This window comes from Streptomyces mutomycini (assembly GCF_001700505.1).
GTDB lineage: Bacteria > Actinomycetota > Actinomycetes > Streptomycetales > Streptomycetaceae > Streptomyces > Streptomyces mutomycini.
In genome coordinates, this window is the sequence record NZ_MAPV01000199.1 from 1 (window position 1) to 19,735 (window position 19,735).

18 protein-coding genes and 1 tRNA gene are annotated in these 19,735 nt (G+C 72.6%); 13 read left to right on the plus strand and 6 right to left on the minus strand.

The features are described from left to right. Nucleotides 1–2: 2 nt before the first annotated feature. Nucleotides 3–554, minus strand: a complete 552-nt coding sequence (locus BFF76_RS25575; RefSeq protein WP_065849153.1) for a hypothetical protein — start codon at nucleotides 552–554, stop codon at nucleotides 3–5. A gap of 211 nt (nucleotides 555–765) precedes the next feature. On the opposite strand from BFF76_RS25575, the gene BFF76_RS25580 reads away from it, so the two are divergent. Further along, nucleotides 766–3,090, plus strand: a complete 2,325-nt coding sequence (locus tag BFF76_RS25580; protein WP_079122489.1) for a SpoIIE family protein phosphatase — start codon at nucleotides 766–768, stop codon at nucleotides 3,088–3,090. Here the strand turns inward: BFF76_RS25580 and BFF76_RS25585 are convergent. Continuing rightward, nucleotides 3,087–3,302: a DUF4287 domain-containing protein gene (locus BFF76_RS25585; RefSeq protein WP_065849145.1), complete on the minus strand. Its 216-nt coding sequence runs from the start codon at nucleotides 3,300–3,302 to the stop codon at nucleotides 3,087–3,089. The two genes, BFF76_RS25580 and BFF76_RS25585, sit on opposite strands and share 4 nt — an antisense overlap. Before the next feature lie 239 nt (nucleotides 3,303–3,541). Here BFF76_RS25585 and BFF76_RS25590 point away from each other — a divergent pair, with 239 nt between their 5' ends. The 3 genes from BFF76_RS25590 to BFF76_RS25600 are packed head-to-tail and all read left to right on the plus strand — an operon-like array spanning nucleotide 3,542 to nucleotide 8,186. Beyond that, entirely contained in the window at nucleotides 3,542–4,069 is a 528-nt protein-coding gene (locus BFF76_RS25590) for a hypothetical protein (RefSeq protein ID WP_234316705.1), read from the plus strand. 5 nt (nucleotides 4,070–4,074) lie between these two features. Further along, nucleotides 4,075–6,759: a substrate-binding domain-containing protein gene (locus BFF76_RS25595; RefSeq protein ID WP_065849146.1), complete on the plus strand. Its 2,685-nt coding sequence runs from the start codon at nucleotides 4,075–4,077 to the stop codon at nucleotides 6,757–6,759. Next, complete coding sequence (locus BFF76_RS25600; RefSeq protein ID WP_065849147.1) at nucleotides 6,756–8,186, plus strand: extracellular solute-binding protein; 1,431 nt, start codon at nucleotides 6,756–6,758, stop codon at nucleotides 8,184–8,186. The genes BFF76_RS25595 and BFF76_RS25600 overlap by 4 nt, the downstream gene beginning before the upstream one ends. A gap of 24 nt (nucleotides 8,187–8,210) precedes the next feature. Here BFF76_RS25600 and BFF76_RS25605 read toward each other — a convergent pair whose 3' ends face one another. After that, complete coding sequence (locus BFF76_RS25605) at nucleotides 8,211–9,218, minus strand: SEC-C domain-containing protein (RefSeq protein WP_065849155.1); 1,008 nt, start codon at nucleotides 9,216–9,218, stop codon at nucleotides 8,211–8,213. Between the two features lie 252 nt (nucleotides 9,219–9,470). On the opposite strand from BFF76_RS25605, the gene BFF76_RS25610 reads away from it, so the two are divergent. From BFF76_RS25610 to BFF76_RS25620, 3 genes are all read left to right on the plus strand, one after another. After that, on the plus strand, nucleotides 9,471–9,803 hold the full coding sequence (locus tag BFF76_RS25610) for a DUF6412 domain-containing protein (protein ID WP_031092322.1): 333 nt from the start codon (nucleotides 9,471–9,473) through the stop codon (nucleotides 9,801–9,803). A 102-nt stretch (nucleotides 9,804–9,905) separates the two neighbouring features. Continuing rightward, nucleotides 9,906–10,676, plus strand: a complete 771-nt coding sequence (locus tag BFF76_RS25615; protein ID WP_065849148.1) for a YidC/Oxa1 family membrane protein insertase — start codon at nucleotides 9,906–9,908, stop codon at nucleotides 10,674–10,676. Between the two features lie 138 nt (nucleotides 10,677–10,814). Further along, entirely contained in the window at nucleotides 10,815–11,675 is an 861-nt protein-coding gene (locus tag BFF76_RS25620; protein ID WP_065849149.1) for a fumarylacetoacetate hydrolase family protein, read from the plus strand. Between the two features lie 113 nt (nucleotides 11,676–11,788). Here BFF76_RS25620 and BFF76_RS25625 read toward each other — a convergent pair whose 3' ends face one another. Both BFF76_RS25625 and BFF76_RS25630 read right to left on the minus strand, forming a co-directional pair. Continuing rightward, nucleotides 11,789–12,268: a heme-degrading domain-containing protein gene (locus BFF76_RS25625; RefSeq protein WP_031092315.1), complete on the minus strand. Its 480-nt coding sequence runs from the start codon at nucleotides 12,266–12,268 to the stop codon at nucleotides 11,789–11,791. Continuing rightward, nucleotides 12,265–13,371 (minus strand): Gfo/Idh/MocA family oxidoreductase, encoded by a 1,107-nt coding sequence (locus BFF76_RS25630; protein ID WP_065849150.1) that lies wholly within the window; start codon nucleotides 13,369–13,371, stop codon nucleotides 12,265–12,267. The genes BFF76_RS25625 and BFF76_RS25630 overlap by 4 nt, the downstream gene beginning before the upstream one ends. A 73-nt stretch (nucleotides 13,372–13,444) precedes the next feature. Between BFF76_RS25630 and BFF76_RS25635 the strand changes: the two genes are divergently transcribed. From BFF76_RS25635 to BFF76_RS25655, 5 genes are all read left to right on the plus strand, one after another. Further along, nucleotides 13,445–14,572 (plus strand): ROK family transcriptional regulator, encoded by a 1,128-nt coding sequence (locus BFF76_RS25635; RefSeq protein WP_065849151.1) that lies wholly within the window; start codon nucleotides 13,445–13,447, stop codon nucleotides 14,570–14,572. A gap of 244 nt (nucleotides 14,573–14,816) precedes the next feature. Beyond that, nucleotides 14,817–15,701: a hypothetical protein gene (locus BFF76_RS25640; RefSeq protein ID WP_065849152.1), complete on the plus strand. Its 885-nt coding sequence runs from the start codon at nucleotides 14,817–14,819 to the stop codon at nucleotides 15,699–15,701. A 142-nt stretch (nucleotides 15,702–15,843) separates the two neighbouring features. Next, the gene (locus BFF76_RS25645) at nucleotides 15,844–16,638 is read left to right on the plus strand and encodes an HAD-IIA family hydrolase (RefSeq protein WP_031092306.1); all 795 of its coding nucleotides are present in this window, start codon (nucleotides 15,844–15,846) and stop codon (nucleotides 16,636–16,638) included. 66 nt (nucleotides 16,639–16,704) lie between these two features. After that, the gene (locus BFF76_RS25650; RefSeq protein WP_031092304.1) at nucleotides 16,705–17,268 is read left to right on the plus strand and encodes a hypothetical protein; all 564 of its coding nucleotides are present in this window, start codon (nucleotides 16,705–16,707) and stop codon (nucleotides 17,266–17,268) included. A gap of 1 nt (nucleotide 17,269) precedes the next feature. Next, entirely contained in the window at nucleotides 17,270–17,989 is a 720-nt protein-coding gene (locus BFF76_RS25655) for a class F sortase (RefSeq protein WP_031092302.1), read from the plus strand. Between the two features lie 89 nt (nucleotides 17,990–18,078). On the opposite strand, the gene BFF76_RS25660 is transcribed toward BFF76_RS25655, so the two are convergent. Further along, nucleotides 18,079–18,152: transfer RNA gene (locus BFF76_RS25660), tRNA-Lys, on the minus strand. A 169-nt stretch (nucleotides 18,153–18,321) separates the two neighbouring features. On the opposite strand from BFF76_RS25660, the gene BFF76_RS25665 reads away from it, so the two are divergent. After that, nucleotides 18,322–19,608 carry a peptidoglycan-binding protein gene (locus BFF76_RS25665; RefSeq protein ID WP_031092301.1) on the plus strand — a complete coding sequence of 429 codons (1,287 nt, stop codon included), beginning with the start codon at nucleotides 18,322–18,324 and terminating at the stop codon, nucleotides 19,606–19,608. The last annotated feature ends 127 nt before the right edge of the window (nucleotides 19,609–19,735 follow it).

Below are 19,735 nucleotides of genomic sequence, written 5' to 3' on the forward strand. Positions count from 1 at the left end.
GCTCAGCGGACCAGCGCCTCGAGGTCCTCCGCGAACGTGGGGAACTCCGCCCGGGCCCCGGTGACGATCTCCTCCGCCGTGCGGCGCGGGGTCGTCGCGTGGCGTTCGGCGATGCGGGTCAGGCGCTGGTCGGGTTCGGAGGCGAACTCATCGGCTTCCGCGGCCTCCATCGGGCCGTAGCCGTCGGCCAGGAGCCACAGGAAGTCGGAGAGGCTGCCCGCCACCACACCGCGCTCGCCCTCCGATCCCAGGAACACCACCGGCTGGTCGACGAGGGGCTCGCCGGGGCGTGCGCGCCAGATCATGGCCTGGCCTCCGGAGCCGTTCTGGCCGAAGACGAGGTACGCGTCGCCGTCCACCTCCTTGTTTCCCGTCCAGCTGCGCAAGAAGTCGGTGGTCCACTCCGCGGACTCGAAGTCCGTGGCCGGCTCGAAGTCGATGCGGTAGTCCCCCTCGTCACGGGCCTCGCCCGTGGCGTCGTGGCCGTAGTAGAAGTCCACCTCCGCCACCTCGGCCAGGGCGGCGGGGAAAGTGCGGTCGGGCGTCTCGGAGATGTCGTTCACGGGTGCAGGCTATGCGGCCCCTCCGACAACCGGCCGGGCATCCCGCAGCCGGGCCCCTCCGGCGCACCCGCCTGCCCAGGAGGCCGCCACCCGCTCCGGTCGCGTGCGGCGGACTGGGGACCGATGCTTGTTGCGTACGTGCCCGCGTGTGCGGAGGCTCGGTCCTCCCGGGTCTCGTGAGGGGGGCGAAGGAGCTGGGCTCATGGCTGATGCGCCTCTGATGGTCGTGGACGGCGCCGGAGTGATCACCGGGTGGAGCCGGGCGGCCGAGCGGCGCTTCGGGCCTGCCACCGCCGATGCGCTGGGCCGGCGCCTGATGGACGTCCTCGCGAACGACACCCGCCGGGTGCGCCGGGGCGACGAGATGCCCCCGGGGCTGCGCCTGGAGCCGCTCGCGGGGGAGGGCTGGGCCGTCTGGTCGACCGAGGCGAGCGCCGGGTCCGGCACGGGCGGCGACGTCGTCGAGGCGGCGCTGCTGGACGTCATGTTCACCCAGGCGCGCGTACGCGTTCACGTGCTCGATCCCGAACTCCGCATCCTGCGGATCAGCGACCCCTACACCGACCCCGACCCGGCCGAGACCGAGCGGCTGCGGGGCCGGCCGTTCCACGAGGTGTGCGCGTTCGACGAACCGGACCGGGTGGAGTCCTTCGTGCGGGAGGTCCTGCGCACCGGTGTGCCCGGCATCGAGAGGCTGTTCCGTACCGCCGCCGGTGACGTGCCCGGCGGACACCGCGCCCTCTCCATGACCGCGTTCCGGCTCCAGGAGGGTCACGGGGCGCGGCAGAGCGAGGACGGCAGGGTGCTGGGGGTCGCCGTCTCCATGGTCGACGTCAGCGCGCAGATCAGGCACCGGGGCCGGGACGCGGCACTCGCCGCGGTCCGCGACACCGTGGGCCGGACGCTGGACGTCGACGCCACCTGCCGTGACCTCGTGGAGGCACTGGTACCCGGCTACGCAGACGTCGCCGTCGTCGAGGTCGTCGACGACGTCCTGCGGGGTGAGACCCCTGAGCCCGGGCCGCTCGACCTGCACGTGCCACTGCGGCGCGCCGCGTACGGCGGCAGCAACCCGGCCGCCCACCCGGTCGGGGACGTGCGGGCCGTGGTCCCGGGAACCCCTTACCAGCGGGCTCTCTCCGATATGCGGGTCCGCGTCCTTCCGCTCGCCGACGCCACGTGGACCGACGCCGACGCCGCGCGTGCGGGTGCCATCCGGAACTTCGGCGCGCACACCCTGCTGGTGGCCCCGCTGACGGTGCGCGGGGCGGTCCTCGGGCTGGTGAGCCTCTACCGGTGCGGGGACTCCGAGCCGTTCGACGAGGGGGACGTCCCCGTGGTGGCGGCGATGGCGTCCCGTGCCGCTCTCGGCATCGACAACGCCCGCCGCTACGTGCACGAGTACACCATCGCCAGCGCTCTCCAGCGGCGGCTGCTGCCGCAGCACGCGGCGCCCCAGCCCGCCGTCGAGACGGACCACCTGCTGCTGCCCGGAGGGGACGCCGGCCACTGGTTCGACACGATCGCCCTGTCCGGTGCCCGTACGGCCCTCGCCATCGGGGAGGTGGCCGAGCGCGGCATCCACGCGGCCACCACCATGGGGCAGCTGCGCACCGTCGTCCACGCCCTCGCCGCCCTGGACCTGGAACCCGACGAGCTCCTCGCGCGCCTGTACGACACGGCGGCGCGACTGGCCGCGGAACGCACACAGCTGCCGCGGAGCGGCCCCCTCCACCAGGAGCCACTGGCCGCGAGCTGCGCCTACGCGGTGTACGACCCGTTCACCGAGACGTGCACCATCGCCTCCGCGGGCCACCCCGCCCCCCTCGTCGTCGAACCGGACGGCGCCGCCTTCGTGGTCGGCCTGCCCGTGGGACCGCCGCTGGGAACGGCGGAGCGGGCCCCTGTGGCGGCGGTACCCGTCCAGCTCAGGGAGGGCAGCCTGCTCGTGCTCCACAGCAGCGCGCTGCGGGGCCACGCCCAGCCCACATCGGGCGCCCTGCGCCAGGCGCTCGTGCCGACGGACCGGCCGATGCGGGACCTGTGCGACGCGGTTGCGTACGCCCTGCCCGACATCCCCGAGCTCCGGGGCTCCGCCCTGCTGCTGGCCCGGACGCACGCCATGCCCGAGGACCGCTACGCCGCCTGGGAACTGCCCTACGACAAGACGGCACCGGCCACCGCCCGCCGCCTCACGTCCAGGACGCTGGCGGACTGGCACCTGGAGGGCGACACCGGTGACGCGACCGAGCTGATCGTCAGCGAGCTGGTGACCAACGCCGTGCGCTACGGCAGCCCGCCGCTGAAGCTGCGCCTCATCCTCGACCGGGGACTGACCTGCGAGATCCGGGACAGCAGCACCACCGCCCCGTACATGAAGTACGCGGGAGCGGTCGACGAGGGCGGTCGGGGGCTGTTCATCATCTCCCAGCTTGCCTCGCTGTGGGGCACCCGGTTCGCCTCCGAGGGCAAGACCGTCTGGTCGGAGCAGACGATCCCCGGCAAGAAGAAGCGAGCCGGGTCCTAGTTACCGCCCTTGTCCTCGGCGAGCGTGTGCGCGACCAGGGCGTTGGCGTGGCCGTGGCCCAGACCGTGCTCGGTCTTCAGCCAGGAGACGATCTCCATGTGCCTGGTCAGGGGCGAGGAGCGGATGAGGTCCTTCCACTCCGCGATCGGGCGTCCGTGCTTCTTCTCGATCGAGGGGAAGTAGCTCGCCGGGCCCTTCGTCGCTTCAGTCATGTCTGCGCGTCCCATCCGTCGGTGGAGTCCGTAGTGGTCGGCCCCACGGGTGTCCCTGGGGTTCTCGGAAGATATGACCGCCGGCGGACGCGAAAGTGATCGATGGATGTGTAACAGCTCCCGGATGAAGCGGAGCGAACAGGTGACCCGCGTCAACTCCCGTGAAATAATTGCGTGTTCAGTTGCCCTCCCCCTGAGGGGTGATGGCGGCGGGGTCGGCGGCGCTGATGGGGGCAGGCATGGCGGACGGGACGAACACGGGCGGGCGGCAGCAGGGACAGGGGAAGACCGAGTTACGGATCAGCCTCGGCGGGACGCACACCCGGCGCGACGACCTCGAAGCCCTGCACACCTGGCTGAAGAGCGCACCGGTCCTCGAGGACGCCCTGGAAAGCGGCGAACTCACCCTGAAGCGGCAGGACTCGCTCACGCAGACCGAGACGATGAGCGGGGAGCTGATCCAGGACATCATCCTCGTCGTCTCCGTCGAGGTGGCGCGCTCCGTGTCCGAGAACGCGTGGCGGTCCGTGGAGACCTGGCTGCGCAACCGGCGCCGCTTCGCCGACCCCGAGGAGACGCCGCGCGTCACCCTCGACGGGCCGCCTCAGGGGCCGGGCTCCGACCTGAGCCGTGACACCGACACCGATCCCCGCACCGATCCCGGCACCGGACCGGGCACGGGCCGGGCCGCGGACCCCGACGCGGGACCACCGGAGCCCGGTGGACGTGACCGGACGCGCGGTGGCGACGAGCCCGGAGAGGTCTAGCAGCCGTGCCGCCGTACGACGCGCGCGGCGAGGAGAACAGGGGCAAGCGGCACAGAGCCGTGCTCATCGGGGTGGAGCGATACGAGGGTGCCCGCAACGACCTTCCGGCCGTCGCCACGAACCTCCGCCTCATGCGCGAGGCACTGACCGCCGGACACGGCGGAGTGCTCGGCCCGGAGGATCTCGTCGTGATACCCGCGAGCGGCGGCTCGGCGGCCACCGTCGATCCGCTCCGGGTGCGTGAGGCGCTGACCGCCGCCCGCGACGAGGTGACCGGGCTGCTGGTCGTCTACTTCGCGGGACACGGCATCGTGCGCCCCGACGGCAGCGACCTCAACCTGATGTTCACCGACTCACGGGTCACCAGGGACCGGCAGCACCCGTTCGTGGACACACTGTCCTGGCGCGACGACATCATGCCCGAGCTGCGCTACGCCCGCGCCGACTGGGTCGTCGTCATCCTGGACTGCTGCTTCGCCGGCAACGCCCTCGGGGCTTTCAACCCCCTCGGCGGACAGAACTTCGCCCTGCTCACCGCGGCGGAGCCGGGCGTGGAGATCCCGCCCGGCGATCCCGGCACCGGCACGGAGTTCACGGCCGCCCTGCACCGTCTGCTGACCACGGGCGTGGGGGAGCCGGTCACCTTCACCCGGATCGTCACCGGCATACGCGAGGCGATGGCACCGCTCAAAGCCGTCGACGGGCACCCATGGGTCCCGGACGAGCGGCGCCACGGCGACGACGTGGTGCTCGCGCTCGCGGCGGACGCGGACGAGGATCCCCCGCCGGACGACTGGCTGACGGCGATCAGGAAGTCGGTGACGCGGCTGTCCGCCGCGGTGTCCTCCCGCCGTCCGTTTCCCGCCCTGGCCCGCCGCATGACGCGTACGACCGCCCTCGTCCTGGCCGGTGTCGTCGCGCTCGCCGGGGTGGGTGCGTGGTATCTCCTGGGACCGCCCCCGGGCGGCTGCGGCCTGCCCCTGGAGCTGCGCGTACTCACCGACCCCGATCTGCGGGCCACCGTCCAGAAGGCCGCTGACGCCTACCCCGAGCGGGACGGCGACCGCTGCCGGACCGTCAGCATCAACGTGTACGACGCCAAGGCCACCGACGCCGTGGCAGCCTTCCGGTCCTCCTCGCTCTGGCAGGAGCCGCCCGCCTCCTGCCCGGCCTCGGGTGACTGCCTGCGGCCCCAGCGCAACGTCGGCGCACAGCCGGACATCTGGATCCCGGCCGCCGGCAGCGCCTGGCAGCGGGCGACGGCCGACGGAGCGGGCGGCGGCACGGCCTCCGCAGAGTCCGGGACGGAGGAGCAAGCCGCAGAGGTGGGGAAGAGCGTCGTCGACCTCGACCGGCTGGGGTCCATCGCCTACACGCCGATGGTCCTCGGCGTGCCGGACACCATGTCCCTTCCGCAGTCCCTGCAGACCGACGATCCGCTCGACGCGATCGTGTCCGCTCTCAAGGACGCCCAGGAGGTCGTGGTACTGCGCCCCGACCCCGAGGGCACCGAAGGCGCCCTCCTGGCGACCGACGCGCTCTACTCCTCCTCCGGCTCCGGGCGCGCCTCCACGGTCGAACAGGGCATCGCCAAGGCACTGCGGCCCATGCCCTCCACCGCGCGGGAACTGATGTGCGTACTGGCCGACGGTCTGCACAACGACGTGGAGGACCAGGCCGCCGTCCTCGTGCCGGAGCAGACCCTGGCGCAGTTCAACCTGTCGGCGGGGGTGCCCGGCCGCCCTGACTGCGCGACGGAGGCGCTGCGGCACCGTGTGGCCCACTACCCCTCCGACGTGCCGATGCTGGACCTTCCCTTCGTCCGGGTCACCTGGGCCGGTGCCGACCGGGACGCCGATGTGCGCAAGGCGGCCGTCGAGGACTTCTACCAGTGGCTGGCCACGGACCAGGACGCGCAGAAGCGCTTCACGGACGACGGTTTCCGCGGGGTCGAGGAGGGCGAACCGGCCCCGCCCGAAGACGACTCGGTGCTGCGGTCCGAGGACAACACGACGGCCGTGCGCGAGCAGGTCCCGGCCACCGGTGAGGGCACCGGCACCTCGGCGTCGTTGAGCGACACCCTGAGCCGCTACCGGGGAGCGCTCGGGGCCGGCCGGGTCCTGTACCTCCTCGACAACTCGACCTCGACTGCGGACAAGCGGGTCTGGGACGGCGCCGGTGGCGCCAGGGAACTGGTCGCCCGCTCGATGACCTCCCTGGGAGCCAAGGACTCGTTCGGGGTCCGGATGACAGCCGTCGCAGAAGGGAGACCGGCCGTGGAACTCGTGAAGTTCGGGCCGAACAGCAGGGCGGAGGCGCAGAAGACCGTCGTCGGCGCGAAGACCGCCGCTCACGACGCCCGCATCGGGGCGGGCCTGCGCGCGGCGCTGGAGACCCTGCGCCGCGACCCCGCCGATGCGGAGCAGCCGCAGCTCCTCGTCCTGGTCACCGACGGCGAGGACTTCGAGGCCGTCGAGAAGGAGGAACAGAAGGAGCTGGTCGCGGAGGCGGGCAGGGCACCGCTCGTGAGGATCGTGACGGTCTCCCTGCAGAGCGGCGCATGCACGCCCGGCCGGTTCGGGGACCGGCTCGCCGAGGCCAGCGGCGGACGCTGCCTGGACCCGGGCGACGACATCGCGGCCGAGCTGGCGGCGGAGGTCGCCAGGACCGGGACGGGGGACGCGGAATGACTCACGGCGGCCGTCACACCAGCCGCCGCCGGCCCGGGAGAGCCGTCACCCTCGGCTGCCTGCTCGCGCTCGTCTCCGCCGCCTGTACGGGAGGGCCCGAGGACACGCAGCAGTCCGGCCAGGACGAGGACCGGGGGCCCATCGTCGTCGCCAGCGGGCTCGACGTCACCGGCTCCGGCAGCGTGCGGCAGCAGCTCATCGAGGAATGGAACCGCCGGCACGCCGGGTCGAAAGCCCTGCAGGCCAAGCTCGTCGAACTGCCCGGCGGCGCCGACCAGCAGCGCAGCCAGCTCCTCGGTGCCCTCCAGTCGGGCAGCGCCCGCTACGACGTGGTGAACCTCGACATCACCTGGATCCCCGAGTTCGCCGAGGCCGGACTCATCAGCCCGCTGCCGGTCGCGAAGACCGGCGCCGCCGACGACGCCGACTTCATCCGCCGGGTCCACGACACCACCGTCTGGAAAAACCGCTCCTACGCCCGGCCGTTCAACACCGACGTGGGGCTCCTCTACTACCGGCCCGACCTCCTGACGAACGCCGACATCGAGCTGGACAGGCAGCCCACCGCCAACTGGACGTGGGACCAGCTCTACTCCTCCGTCAAGACCCTCGGGCTGAACCCGGTCCGGCGCGACGAGCGGGCGGGCTGGACCACACAGCTGAAGCAGTACGAAGGACTGACGGTCAACACCGTCGAGGCGTTCGCCGATGCCGGAGTCGAGCTCACCGACAGCCAAGGGCGGTACAGCTCCAGCGCCGGAGAGCTGAAGAAGGGGCTCGACGCGCTCCTCGACCGCGTCGCCCAGGGCCGCGTCCAGCCCGCCGCGATCACCTCCGACGAGACGGCCTCCCTCACCGACTTCGCCGAGGGCCGAGCCGTCTTCCTGCGGCACTGGCCCTACGCCTACGGGGCCCTGGAGAGCCTGATGGGCGAGAAGCCCTACGCGGTGAACCGGCTGCCGGGGAAGGCCGTGCTCGGCGGGCAGAACCTCGCCGTGACCGCCGGCTCGGCCCACGCCGACGACGCCCGTGCGCTCATCACCTTCCTGACCTCGCGTGAGAGCGAGCGCTGCCTGCTCGACGCGGGCTTCGCGGCGACCCGGGCCTCCGTCTACGGCAGCACCGCGAAGCCGTGCTGGCCCCGTGTCGCCGCAGCGCTCCGGCCTGCCGGCGACGCGGCCGAGGCGGCGGCCACGGAGAAGGGCACACCGAAGGGGCAGGGCCCGGAGGCCCGGGCCGCGTACATCCGGATCCTCGGCGCCGCGCTGACCGAGGCGGTGCAGCGGCCGCGTACCCCGTACTACGGCGCGTTCACCCAGGTGCTGCAGTCCCATGTGTACGCGCTGCTGACGGCGAAGCGGCCCGAGACCGCCGAGGCCGCCGAAGAGCTCGACGCGGCGCTGCGGGAGGTGTTCGCGGGCAGGTGACCGGAGCGGGCGCGGTCCTCCGGCTCAGGCGGCCCCGTGGCACTCGCGGTACGAACGCCCCGAACCGCACCAGCACGCCGCGCTGCGCGCCGGGGGCCACGTGTCGGCGCGGCCGCGGGCCGCCAGCGTCGTGGCGTACTGGGGGAGCAGGTCGGGGTCGGACGGGGACGCGGCCTCCGACGCGGCGAACGCCTCGTAGGAGGGGACCGTGCCCGTCACGATGCCGAGATTCGGCGTGCCCGCGGCGTGCAGATCCCGCAACGCCGCCTCCAGGCGCGCCAGATGGTCCTCGTGCGAGACGTACTCCTGGGCCAGCTCCGGGTAGGCGCTGAGGAGTTCGCGCAGCTCGTCCTCGGGCCAGTGCAGTACGGCGACGGGGAACGGGCGGGACAGAGCGCTGCGGTAGGTGCCCAGCTCGGCGCGGAGGCGGTTGATCTCCGCCTGCAGCTCGCCCGGGTCCGAGGAGCCGAGGGACCACAGACGCTTGGGGTCGTGAAGCTCGTCGAGGGGGACGGCGGCCGTGTGCAGCGCGTCCGCCAGCTCGTCCCACGGGTCATGGGCGACGCCCATCAGCCTGCGCACCCTGTGCCGGCCGACCACCAGCGACTGGGTGGCGTACGGGACTTCCTCGCCCGGCGTGAGGAGCAGCGTCAGCGCGGTCGAGAAGAAGTCGTGGGCCGCCTCCAGCTCGTCGTGCGCTTCGAGCGTCTCCGCGGCGATCTCCCACGGCGCCGCGTCCAGCGGGCCGGCGGTGCGGAGGCCGTCGATGATCGCGCGGGCCTCCGCCTCGTGGCCGTACTCCCACAGGTTCGACGCTTTCAGTGCTTTGACCAGGTGCGGGCGCTCCATGGTGATTTCGGTGGAGCCGAGCAGTTCGTCGTAGAGGGTGGCCGCGCGGGCGCGCTCACCGGCGAGCTCCAGATGGGCCGCGGCCTGCAGGAACAGCGGCTCGCGGTCCTCGGGATACTGCGCCGCGGTGCGCAGCAGGCGCTCGGCTTCGGTGGTGTGGTCGGCAGGCGTGTCGGGGCGCATGGCCACACGGTACTGCGGGACGGGCATGAGGTGAGAGGGTGCGTGCCGGAGCGCGGATGAAGGCCGGAGGACGGCGGGAGGAACACTCGGTGCCCACGGCCGGCACCGCTCCGTGCGACGGCCTGCGCGGGGAGCAGCCCCGCCGGGGGCCGGCCCCGGACTGCTCGCCCCGTCGGCTCCGCCGGCCCCGGACGCCGATCGTGTATAACGGCTGGAGGACACGATCGAGCGCGAGGCGAAGGGGGAGGACCGATGAACGACGTCATGAACCGCGTACGCCGTGCGGCCGTCCGACTCTTCCGCTCCGCCGCCTTCGTCGTCCTGTTCCTCACCGAGGTCCTCCTCGCCGAAGGCGGCAGCCTCTCCGCCGCCGTCGCCCTCGCCGCCACCGCGGCCGCCGGCTCGGCGCTCCTCCTCTGCTCCGTGATCAGCGCCCGCTGCGCCGCCCCCGTACCCCGTACGAGAGTGCGCACCGCCATGCGCGACCGCGAGAAGCGCACCGCGTTCCTCCCTCAACGGGACCCCGACGCCCGGGGACGCACCAGGCCCCGAGCGCCCGGGGCCGCCCTCCTGACGGCCGCGTAGAAGGCGCACCATCCACGACCTCCTGCGCGGGTCGTCCTGCCGAGTTCCCCAGGCCGACAGGCCTTACTCCCCGGCACGACGAGACCCCCGGAGGGCTCACCCATGTCCGCATTCATGTCCGCTTTCGCGAGCCTGGTCGGCGCGTTCGCCGACCTGCTCCAGCCCCTCTTCCAGAACGCGTCCACCGCCGCCGCGATCGTCCTGTTCACCGCCCTCGTACGCCTCGCCGTCCACCCCCTCTCGCGGGCGGCGGCACGCGGGCAGAAGGCCCGTACCAAGCTCCAGCCGCAGATCGCCGAACTGCGCAAGAAGCACGCCAAGAACCCCGACCGGATGCAGAAGGCGCTCATGGAGCTCCACGCGAAGGAGAAGGTCTCACCCCTCTCCGGCTGCCTGCCGAGCCTGCTCCAGATGCCCGCCTTCTTCCTGCTCTACCACCTCTTCTCCAGCCGGAGCATCGGCGGCGAGCCGAACTCCCTGCTCGGCCACGAGCTCCTCGGCGCACCGCTCGGCGAGCGCTGGCACGACGCGCTCGCCGACGGCGGCCCCTTCGGTGGACAAGGGCTGGTCTACCTCGCGCTCTTCGTGATCGTCGCCGCCGTCGCCACCTTCAACTACGGCCGCACCAAGAGGCAGATGGCCGCGCACCCGGTCGCACCGGCCACCGGCCCGGACGGACAGCCCGTGCCCGGCATGGGGGCGATGACGAAGGTCATGCCGCTGATGTCCTTCCTCACGCTCTTCTCCGTGGCCTTCGTGCCGCTCGCGGCGGCTCTCTACATCGTCACGAGCACCACCTGGACCGCGCTCGAGCGCGCCTACCTCTACCGCGAGACCCCGGCGGCCGAGGCCGCGGTCGCGCCCGCCGTCTGAGCGGTCCGGGGGCCGCCTTCGGGTCCAGTGTGTGAACAGGGTCTTGCGGAGTGATCCGATGTCTTGGAGGATCGACCAAGCCTTTCGCTGGCCGCAACCCACCGACGGGCTCGATCTCGACCAAGGAGAGATGGACCGTTGAAGCTTCTTCGAGTGGGTACAGCGGGCTCGGAACGCCCCGCACTCCTTGACCGTAACGGGACCTTGCGTGACCTTTCGGGCCTCGTCACCGACATCGACGGTGAGCTCCTCGCCGACGCCTCGGCCCTGGCCCGACTGCGCGAGGCGTCCCAGACGCCCGACGTCCTGCCCCCGCTCGACGCGAACGGCCTCCGGGTCGGGCCGCCCGTCGGACGGATCGGCAAGATCGTCTGCATCGGGCTGAACTACCACGACCACGCCGCCGAGACCGGGGCCGCGATCCCGGACGAGCCGATCCTGTTCTTCAAGGCCCCCGACACCGTCGTGGGGCCCGAGGACACGGTCCTCGTGCCGCGCGGCAGCCGGAAGACCGACTGGGAGGTCGAGCTCGCCGTCGTGATCGGCCGTACCGCCCGCTACCTGGACTCCGCCGAGGAGGCGCTCGGGCACGTCGCCGGATACGCGACCGCGCACGACGTCTCCGAGCGGGAATTCCAGATCGAGCGCGGCGGCACCTGGGACAAGGGCAAGAACTGCGAGACGTTCAACCCGCTGGGCCCCTGGCTCGTCACGGCGGACGAGGTGCCCGACCCACAGGCCCTGCCGCTGAAGCTGTGGGTCAACGGGGAACTGAAGCAGAACGGCACGACGGCCGACCAGATCTTCCCGGTCGGCGAGGTCGTGCGCTACCTCAGCCACTTCATGACGCTCTACCCCGGCGACATCATCAACACGGGCACCCCGGCCGGGGTGGCCATGGGCCGGCCGGAGCCGAAGCCGTACCTCCGGGCAGGAGACGTGGTGGAGCTCGAGGTGGAGGGACTGGGGCGGCAGCGCCAGGAACTCAAGGACGCCTAGAGCGCGACCCGGAGGCCGCCGGAAGCACCGGTACGCGGACCGCCGCTGGGAAGCACCTGTATACGCGGACGGCCGCCGGGACACCCCGGCGGCCGTCCGCGCCGTACGGGTGCTCAGTCCCGGGGCAGCGCCGTGAACTGCTCCAGCGCCTCCACCACCAGCGCGTGGTCCTCGGCCTGCGGCAGACCCGAGACCGTGACCGAGCCGATCACCCCCGCACCCTCCACCGCGATGGGGAACGAACCGCCGTGCGCGGCGTAGGTGTCCAGGTCCAGCCGCGAGGACTCCTCGAACGTGGTGCCCTTAGCCCTGAAGCGCGTACCGACCAGGTAGGAGCTCTCCCCGTACCGCTCCACCACCTTGCGCTTACGGTCGATCCAGGCGTCGTTGTCCGCGCTCGAACCCGGCAGGGCGGCATGGAACATCTGCTGTGCGCCCCGCCTGATGTCGATCGCGACCGGCGCGTGCCGCTCACGGGCCAGCGCGACCAGCAGGCCGCCCAGCGCATACGCGTCGTCGTAGCCGAAACGCGGCAGCGTCAGACGCCGCTCCTGCGCGATCAGCTCGGAGATGCTCGGCGCACCGGTACTCATGCGTGCTGCTCCTCGTCGTGGTGGGGAAGAAGGGTCACTGACACGCCCTCACGGGACGAGCGCCGCGCCGCTTCCAGGACGTCCAGCGCGGCGGCGGCCTGCAGCGCCGTCACCGGGTTCCCGCCCTCGCCGCGCAGGGCGGCGGCCACAGCGGCGTAGTACGCGGGATAGTCGCCCGGGAGGGTGCGGACCGGGTCACCGCCGCCGGTCAGCGGGGACTCACCCGAACCGATCCGGCCCCACAGCTCCTCCGGCTCCACGCCCCACGCCTCGCCCGCCGTCGGACGCGCGCCCTCACGCAGGGCGGCCTCCTGCGGGTCCAGGCCGTACTTCACATAGCCCGCCTTCGAACCGAGCACCCGGAAACGCGGGCCGAGCTGCGCCGTGGTGGCGCTCGCGTACAGGTGCGAGCGCACCCCGTTGGCGTGCGTGATCGCGATGAACGTGTCGTCATCGGCCGCCGCACCCGGGCGGCGCACGTCGGACTCCGCGTACACCTGCACCGCCGGCCCGAACAGGGTGAGCGCCTGGTCGACGACATGGCTGCCCAGGTCGAACAGCAGCCCGCCGATCTCCTCCGGGTCGCCCGACTCGCGCCAGCCGCCCTTCAGCTGCGGACGCCACCGCTCGAAGCGGGACTCGAAACGCTGCACCTCACCGAGCTCACCGTCCTCGATCAGGCCGGCCAGCGTGAGGAAGTCGTTGTCCCAGCGGCGGTTCTGGAACACCGAGAGCAGCAGCCCCCGCTCCGCCGCCAGCGCGGCCAGCTCACGGGCCTCGGCGGCCGTACCGGCGAGCGGCTTGTCCACGACCACCGGCAGCCCCGCCTCCAGGGCCGCCCTCGCGAGCGGGACATGCGTCCTGTTCGGCGAGGCGATCACGATCAGGTCCAGCTCGTCCGCCCGCGGCCACAGCTCGTCCGGCGAGGCCGCCAGGCGCACGCCGGGGAACTCCGCGCGGGCCTGCGCCTGCCGCTCCTCGTTCGACGTGACGACCGTGTCGAGGACAAGGCCCTCGGTCGCGGAGACCAGCGGTGCGTGGAAAACGGAACCCGCCAGGCCGTAGCCGACGAGCCCGACGCGGAGAGGAGCGTAGGCAGTCATGCAAACCACTTAAGCAACGCTGTTGCCAAAGTGCAAGCGATGGAGACAATGGTGCCGTGGACAGGAGCAGCAGGTGAACAGGGGCAGCAGGAGCGGCGGGGCCAATCTGCCGGCCCTGCGCCACCACAACGCGTCGCTCGTCCTCGACCTGCTGCGCGTGGCCGGTGAGCAGGGCATCAGCCGGCTGGAGCTCGCCGGGCGCACGGGACTCACCCCGCAGGCCGTCAGTAAGATCACCGCCAGACTCCGCACGGAGGGCCTCGCCACCGAAGCGGGCCGCCTCGCCTCCACCGGCGGCAAGCCCCGCACCGTCCTGCGGCTGGTCCCGGACGCCGGATACGCCGTCGGACTCCACCTGGACCGCGACGAACTCACCGCCGTCCTCGCCGACCTCGCCGGCACCACGGTCGCGACCCGCACCTTCCCGCTCCACCTCGGGGCCCCGGCCGCCGAGGTCCTCGCCACGGCCGCCCACGCGGTGCGGACCGTACGGGCGGACGCACCCGCGGCCGCGGCCCGGCAGGTCTTCGGCGTGGGCGCCGCCCTGCCCGGCCCGCTGGACCACCGGAGCGGGGTGCTGCACCGGGTCACCGGCTTCCCCCGCTGGGACGGCTACCCGCTGCGCGACGCCCTCGCCGAGCACACCGGGCTGCCGGTCGTCGTCGACAAGGACACCAACGCCGCCGCCCTCGGCCTCGCCCTGCGAGAACGCGCCGAAGCCGACTTCGTCTACCTCCACCTGGGCACCGGCCTCGGCGCCGGGCTCGTCCTCGGCGGCGCCCTGCACCGCGGGGCCCGTACCGGAGCCGGAGAGTTCGGCCACCAGACCCTCCAGCTGGACGGCCCCCCGTGCGACTGCGGCGGGCACGGCTGCATCGAGGCACTCTGCCTGACCGCCGTCGCCCGCGGCGACATCCCCGAGGCGGCCAGGATCCTCGGGGCGGGCGCCGCCAACCTCGTAGGGCTGCTCGACATCGACCGGGTCGTCCTCGGTGGCCGTACCGTCGCAGCCCACGAGGACGCCTACGTGAACGGCGTCCGGGCCGTCATCGAGGAGCGCGCCCGGCGGGAGGGCGTCACCGCCTCCGTACCCGTGACCGTGGCCGGCGGCGGCGACCGCCCCGTCGCCGAGGGAGCTGCCCAGCTGGTCCTCGCCCCGCTCTTCGGCCGCGCCGGCGAGGACGGCGGCGAACGGGGCTGAGCGCCGCCGCTCCACCCGACGGGGAGACGCCTGCCGGCCGGCGGACAAGGCCGTTCGGGCGGATCAACGGCCCGAACGGCCGCTACCGGCCGCCGGCGGGTGGCGGCCCCGCACGCGCGCGTGGCAGCGTCGCGGCCGAGACGTATGCCATGGCCCAACGGCCGGCCGCGCGTCGCCGCTCAAGCCGGTGGCGCCGCACCCCGGCCGTCAGCCCCGCCGTCGCGAGCAGCGAAGGGTGACACCCATGTCCACCAAACCCCCCGCACGACTGCGCGACGGCCGCGCCCTGACCCGCCTCGGACTGGCCGCGGGACTGGTCGTTCCGGCCGGCCTCCTCGGTGTCCCGGCCGCCATCGCCATCCCGGTCACCGCCCCCACCGCGGCCGGCATCGTGACGGCTGCGGCGGCTGCCGGCGGCCCGGAGCTCCCGGCCTGCGGTGATCCGGCCGGCGAGGACTTCCCCATCGAGACACGGATCCACGGCGGCCCCGACACCTACGCCCCGGGCGGCGGCTACGGGACCTGGTACCTCGACCTCACCAACACCACCGCCGAGTCGTGCCACTCCATCCACCCCGTCCTGGTGCTCACCGACGAGGACCGGACGCTCACGGCGGAACAGATCCAGCTCGAGTTCACCGAGCGGGCACACCCCGGCGAGGAACACCGGGTGAGCTGGGAGTCCACCGACCGCGACGAGCAGATCGGCGTCTTCGGGAGCGGGGAGCAGGACGACGACTTCCGCGGCTTCACCGTCCCCGCGAAGAAGACCGTCACGGTGGAGGTCCGGATGGCGTTCACCTCCGACACCCGGCCGGGCAAGGTCACCGCTCACGCCGCCATCGTGCAGCGGCGCACCGCCCAAAACGGCGCCGAGCAGGCCGGCAGCCCCGCCGACGGGGACTGGGTGGGCGAATCGGCCGCCTACCCCTTCGCCATCGTCGAGGGCGGTATCGAGGCGCCCGAGGACACCGGGACCAGGGCGGAGGCGGAGGGCGGCCTCGTCCCCGAACTCGCCCGCACCGGCCAGGCCCGCACGCACTGGGCGGGGCTGGCGTCCGGGGCACTGGTCCTCGCCGGAGCCGCCGCCGTGATCCACGCCAGACGCCTGCGCGGAGGCCACCGCTGAGCGGTGCGGCGGTTTCTGCGTGATCAGCCGGTTCCGTCCGGCGGAGCGGGGAGCCTAATATCGGGGCGTCGGCGCTGCACAACGCGGTGCCGCCGGCGTCCAGCACCTCGAGTGCACAGTGCGTACGGCAGGAGCCCGTCACATGGCAGAGCGCAAGCCGATCGAATCCTGGCTGACGGACATGGACGGTGTCCTCATCCACGAGGGCACTCCGATCCCGGGGGCCGACGCCTTCATCAAGCGGCTGCGGGATTCCGGGCTGCCCTTCCTCGTCCTCACGAACAACTCCATCTACACCGCCCGTGACCTGCACGCGCGCCTCAAGCGCATGGGACTGGACGTGCCCGTGGAGAACATCTGGACCTCGGCCCTGGCCACCGCCCAGTTCCTGGACGACCAGCGGCCTCGCGGCACGGCGTACGTGATCGGCGAGGCCGGACTCACCACCGCGCTCCACGACATCGGCTACGTCCTCACCGACCACGAGCCGGATTACGTCGTTCTGGGGGAGACGCGAACTTACAGTTTCGAGGCGCTCACCAAGGCGATCCGGCTCATCAACGGCGGCGCCCGCTTCATCTGCACCAACCCGGACGAGACCGGCCCGTCCGCCGAGGGCCCGCTGCCCGCGACCGGCTCGGTCGCTGCGCTGATCACCAAGGCCACCGGCAAGGCGCCGTACTTCGCGGGCAAGCCCAATCCGCTGATGATGCGGACCGGGCTCAACGCCATCGGCGCCCACTCCGAGACCTCCGCCATGATCGGCGACCGGATGGACACCGATGTGCTCGCCGGTCTGGAGGCGGGGATGCAGACCTTCCTGGTTCTCACCGGCCTGACCACCGAAGCCGACATGGACCGCTACCCCTTCCGGCCCTCCACCGTCGTCGACTCGATCGCGGACCTCGTCGATCTGGTCGACCTCCCCACCCCGTAACCCGACCGGGCTACAGCGGATGCGGGCCGCCTCCCCAGGCGTGAACCTTCCTTCAGGAGGTTTACGATGCGTTCACTGCCCCTCACTTTCTGTGCCACCCTGGTGGCCGGGACGATAGCCCTGCCCGCGTCCGCCGCACTGGCCGCTCCCGCGGCCGACGACCCCAGGGACGAGAAACGTTCCGGAGTCGTCTCGGTCAGCCCGTCCCGTGTCTCCCCCGGCGGGGAGGTGGAGCTCCGGGTCGACGTCTGCGGCAGGGGCAGGTCGGCCCGGGGCAACTCCGAGGCCTTCGCCTCCGAAGCGCGCTTCGAGCCGGGGGGCGGCAAGGAGCTCGTCGCCGAGGCCCGGATCCGCTCCGACGCCGCACCCGACGACTACGAGATCTGGGTGACCTGCAAGGACGGCCACGGCAAAGCCACCGGCACGGTCACCGTCGTCCACCACGGCCGCCCCTCACCCGTCGCCCCCGTACGGGCCGGCGGCGGAGGCACCGCGGTGCTCGCCCAGGAGACCGTGGCCGACGAGGGCCCCGGCACCCGGCACGCGGTGATCGGCCTCGGGCTGGGCGCCGTCGCAGCCGTCGCCGTCGCTTTCCGCAGCGCGCGCCGCCGCCGTCCGGCGCAGCACTGACATGTCCGCCCCGGACCGTCCCGCCGGAACCGGACGCCTGCTCACCGGCGTCGCCTGGGCCGTTCTGCTGCTGGGCCTCTGGCTGTGGGGCCGTGCCGCCACCGCCGGCAACTCGGCCCCGACGACCGGTGACGTCGCGGCGGTCGGCCGCCCGCTGGGCGTACCGCTGCCCCCGGCCCACGATCCGCTCGGCGGCGCCGCGCCGCAGCGGGTCGAGCTCCCGTCCGCCGGGATCGACGCGACCGTCGTACGGCGCGGACTGGACGACGAGGGGGCGATCGAGCCCCCGCCGTTCGGGACACCGGGCGCCGTCGGCTGGTACGCCGAGGGGACCGAGCCCGGCACGGAGGGCGCCGCGATCTTCGTCGGCCACGTCGACACCGAGACGAAACCCGCCGTGTTCTACGGGCTCAGCGCCGTGCGGCCCGGCGAGAAGGTCCGGGTGAGCCGGTCCGACGGGAAGGTCGCCGAGTTCACCGTCGACGACGTCCAGGTCTTCACCCGGGAACGCTTCGACGCGCAGAAGGCGTACGGGCCGCGCGAGGACGGGCGGGCCGAGCTCCGGCTGATCACCTGCGGCGGCACGTACGACCGGAAGTCGCATGCGTACACGGCCAATGTCGTCGTGTCCGCGTACCTGACGGCGGAGAAGAGCGCCGAGGAGGGCGCGCAGGAGGGCGGCGTGCGGAGCGAGGCGAAGGGCGGCGCGCAGAGCCGCTGAAGTGCCCGTCCCAGACGCCCGGGGCGCTTCCACAGGAGCGGATATGAGCGAGGCCCCCTCACCGTCGGTGAGGGGGCCTCGCTGTTGCGTGCGCCGTCAGGGACTCGAACCCCGGACCCGCTGATTAAGAGTCAGCTGCTCTAACCAACTGAGCTAACGGCGCCTGCTGACCTGGAGAACATTACCCGATGCGGTGGAGTGCTCCTGACCAATTCCTCTCCGGTACGGCCTGTCGGATGGTCGTTTTTTCTCTTTAGTCCGTCAACATGAGATATGCCGGGAAGGTTGAGATGCGGAAGATCTGGACGACTGTCGAAGGGAAGAGGAGTCGCATGACTGTGCCGGTCTTCGAGGAGTACGAACCCGCCGCCGACTGTGGCTGTCCGGGGTGCGCCCAGCGCCGCCGCACGGCCGCCGCGCTGCCCGTGCGCCACGGCGGGCATCCCGCCGCGCACGGGGCGCGGCGGGCGCTGGTGCTGGTCACCGCGGCCGGGGTGGTCCTGTCCTGCGGCGTCGGCGAGGCCGCAGCCACCGCGGCCGGACGGGACGCCCGCGCCGGGGCGGAAGTCGACCCCCAGCCGGTCACGCCACAGGGCACGGTGGGGCCCCTGGACGGCGGCGGAGCGTCGGGCCCGCCCCCCGCGCCCGGCACCGCGCAGCGCACGACGACCCGGACCGAGATCATCACCCGCGCCAAGAAGTGGGTGACGGCGAAGGTCCCTTACGACACGACGGCCTACTGGTCGGACGGCTACCGGCAGGACTGCTCCGGCTTCGTGTCGATGGCATGGAACCTCGGTACCAACGAGTGGACCGGCAGCCTCGCGTCCTTCGGGACGAAGATCGCCCGGGCGGATCTGGAGCCGGGCGACATCCTCCTCTTCCACAATCCGGCCGATCCCGCGGTGGGTTCGCACGTCACGGTCTTCGGCGGGTGGACCGACCTCACGCACAGTCACTACCTCGCGTACGAGCAGACCCGCCCGAACACGCGGAGCGCGACGACGCCGATGGCGTACTGGAGCAACTCCTCCCAGTACGTCGCCTACCGCTACAAGGGCATCGTCAGCGGCGCGAGCGACAGCGGCTCGGTCACCGAGTTCCCCGGGACCGGGAAATTCGGTCCGGGCGCGGACAACGCGCACGTGACCCGGCTCGGGCAGTTGCTCATCGCCCAGGGCGGCAAGCGCTTCTACAAGGAGGGCGCCGGTCCGCGCTGGAGCGACGCGGACAAGCGGGCGACGCAGGCTTTCCAGCAGGCACAGGGGTGGAAGGGTGCGGAGGCCGACGGCATCCCCGGCCCGCACACCTGGCGGCTGCTGGTCGGCGGAACCGGCCGGAAGATCCCCGCCGCCGGGGCCGGCGGCTCCCCGAGCGGGACCGCGGCGTACCCGGGGAAGAGCTTCTTCGCCCCCGGGCAGTCCAACGGGCACGTCCAGAAGCTGGGCGCCCAGCTGGTGAAGAAGGGGTACGGCACGCACTACGCGAAGGGCCCCGGGCCGCGCTGGACGGAGGCGGACCGCCGCAACGTCGAGGGGTTCCAGCGCGCACAGGGCTGGCGAGGGAGCGCGGCCGACGGATACCCGGGGCCGGAGACATGGCGACGGCTCTTCGCGTGACGGCTGAAGCGACGGAACGGACATGACGGAGGCGGGAATGCGATCAACGGAGAACGTGCGGGGCGAGTGGGACGAGCTGGGCGAGCGGGAAACGCGGGTGGTGCTGCCGGGGCCGGGCGTGGGGGAG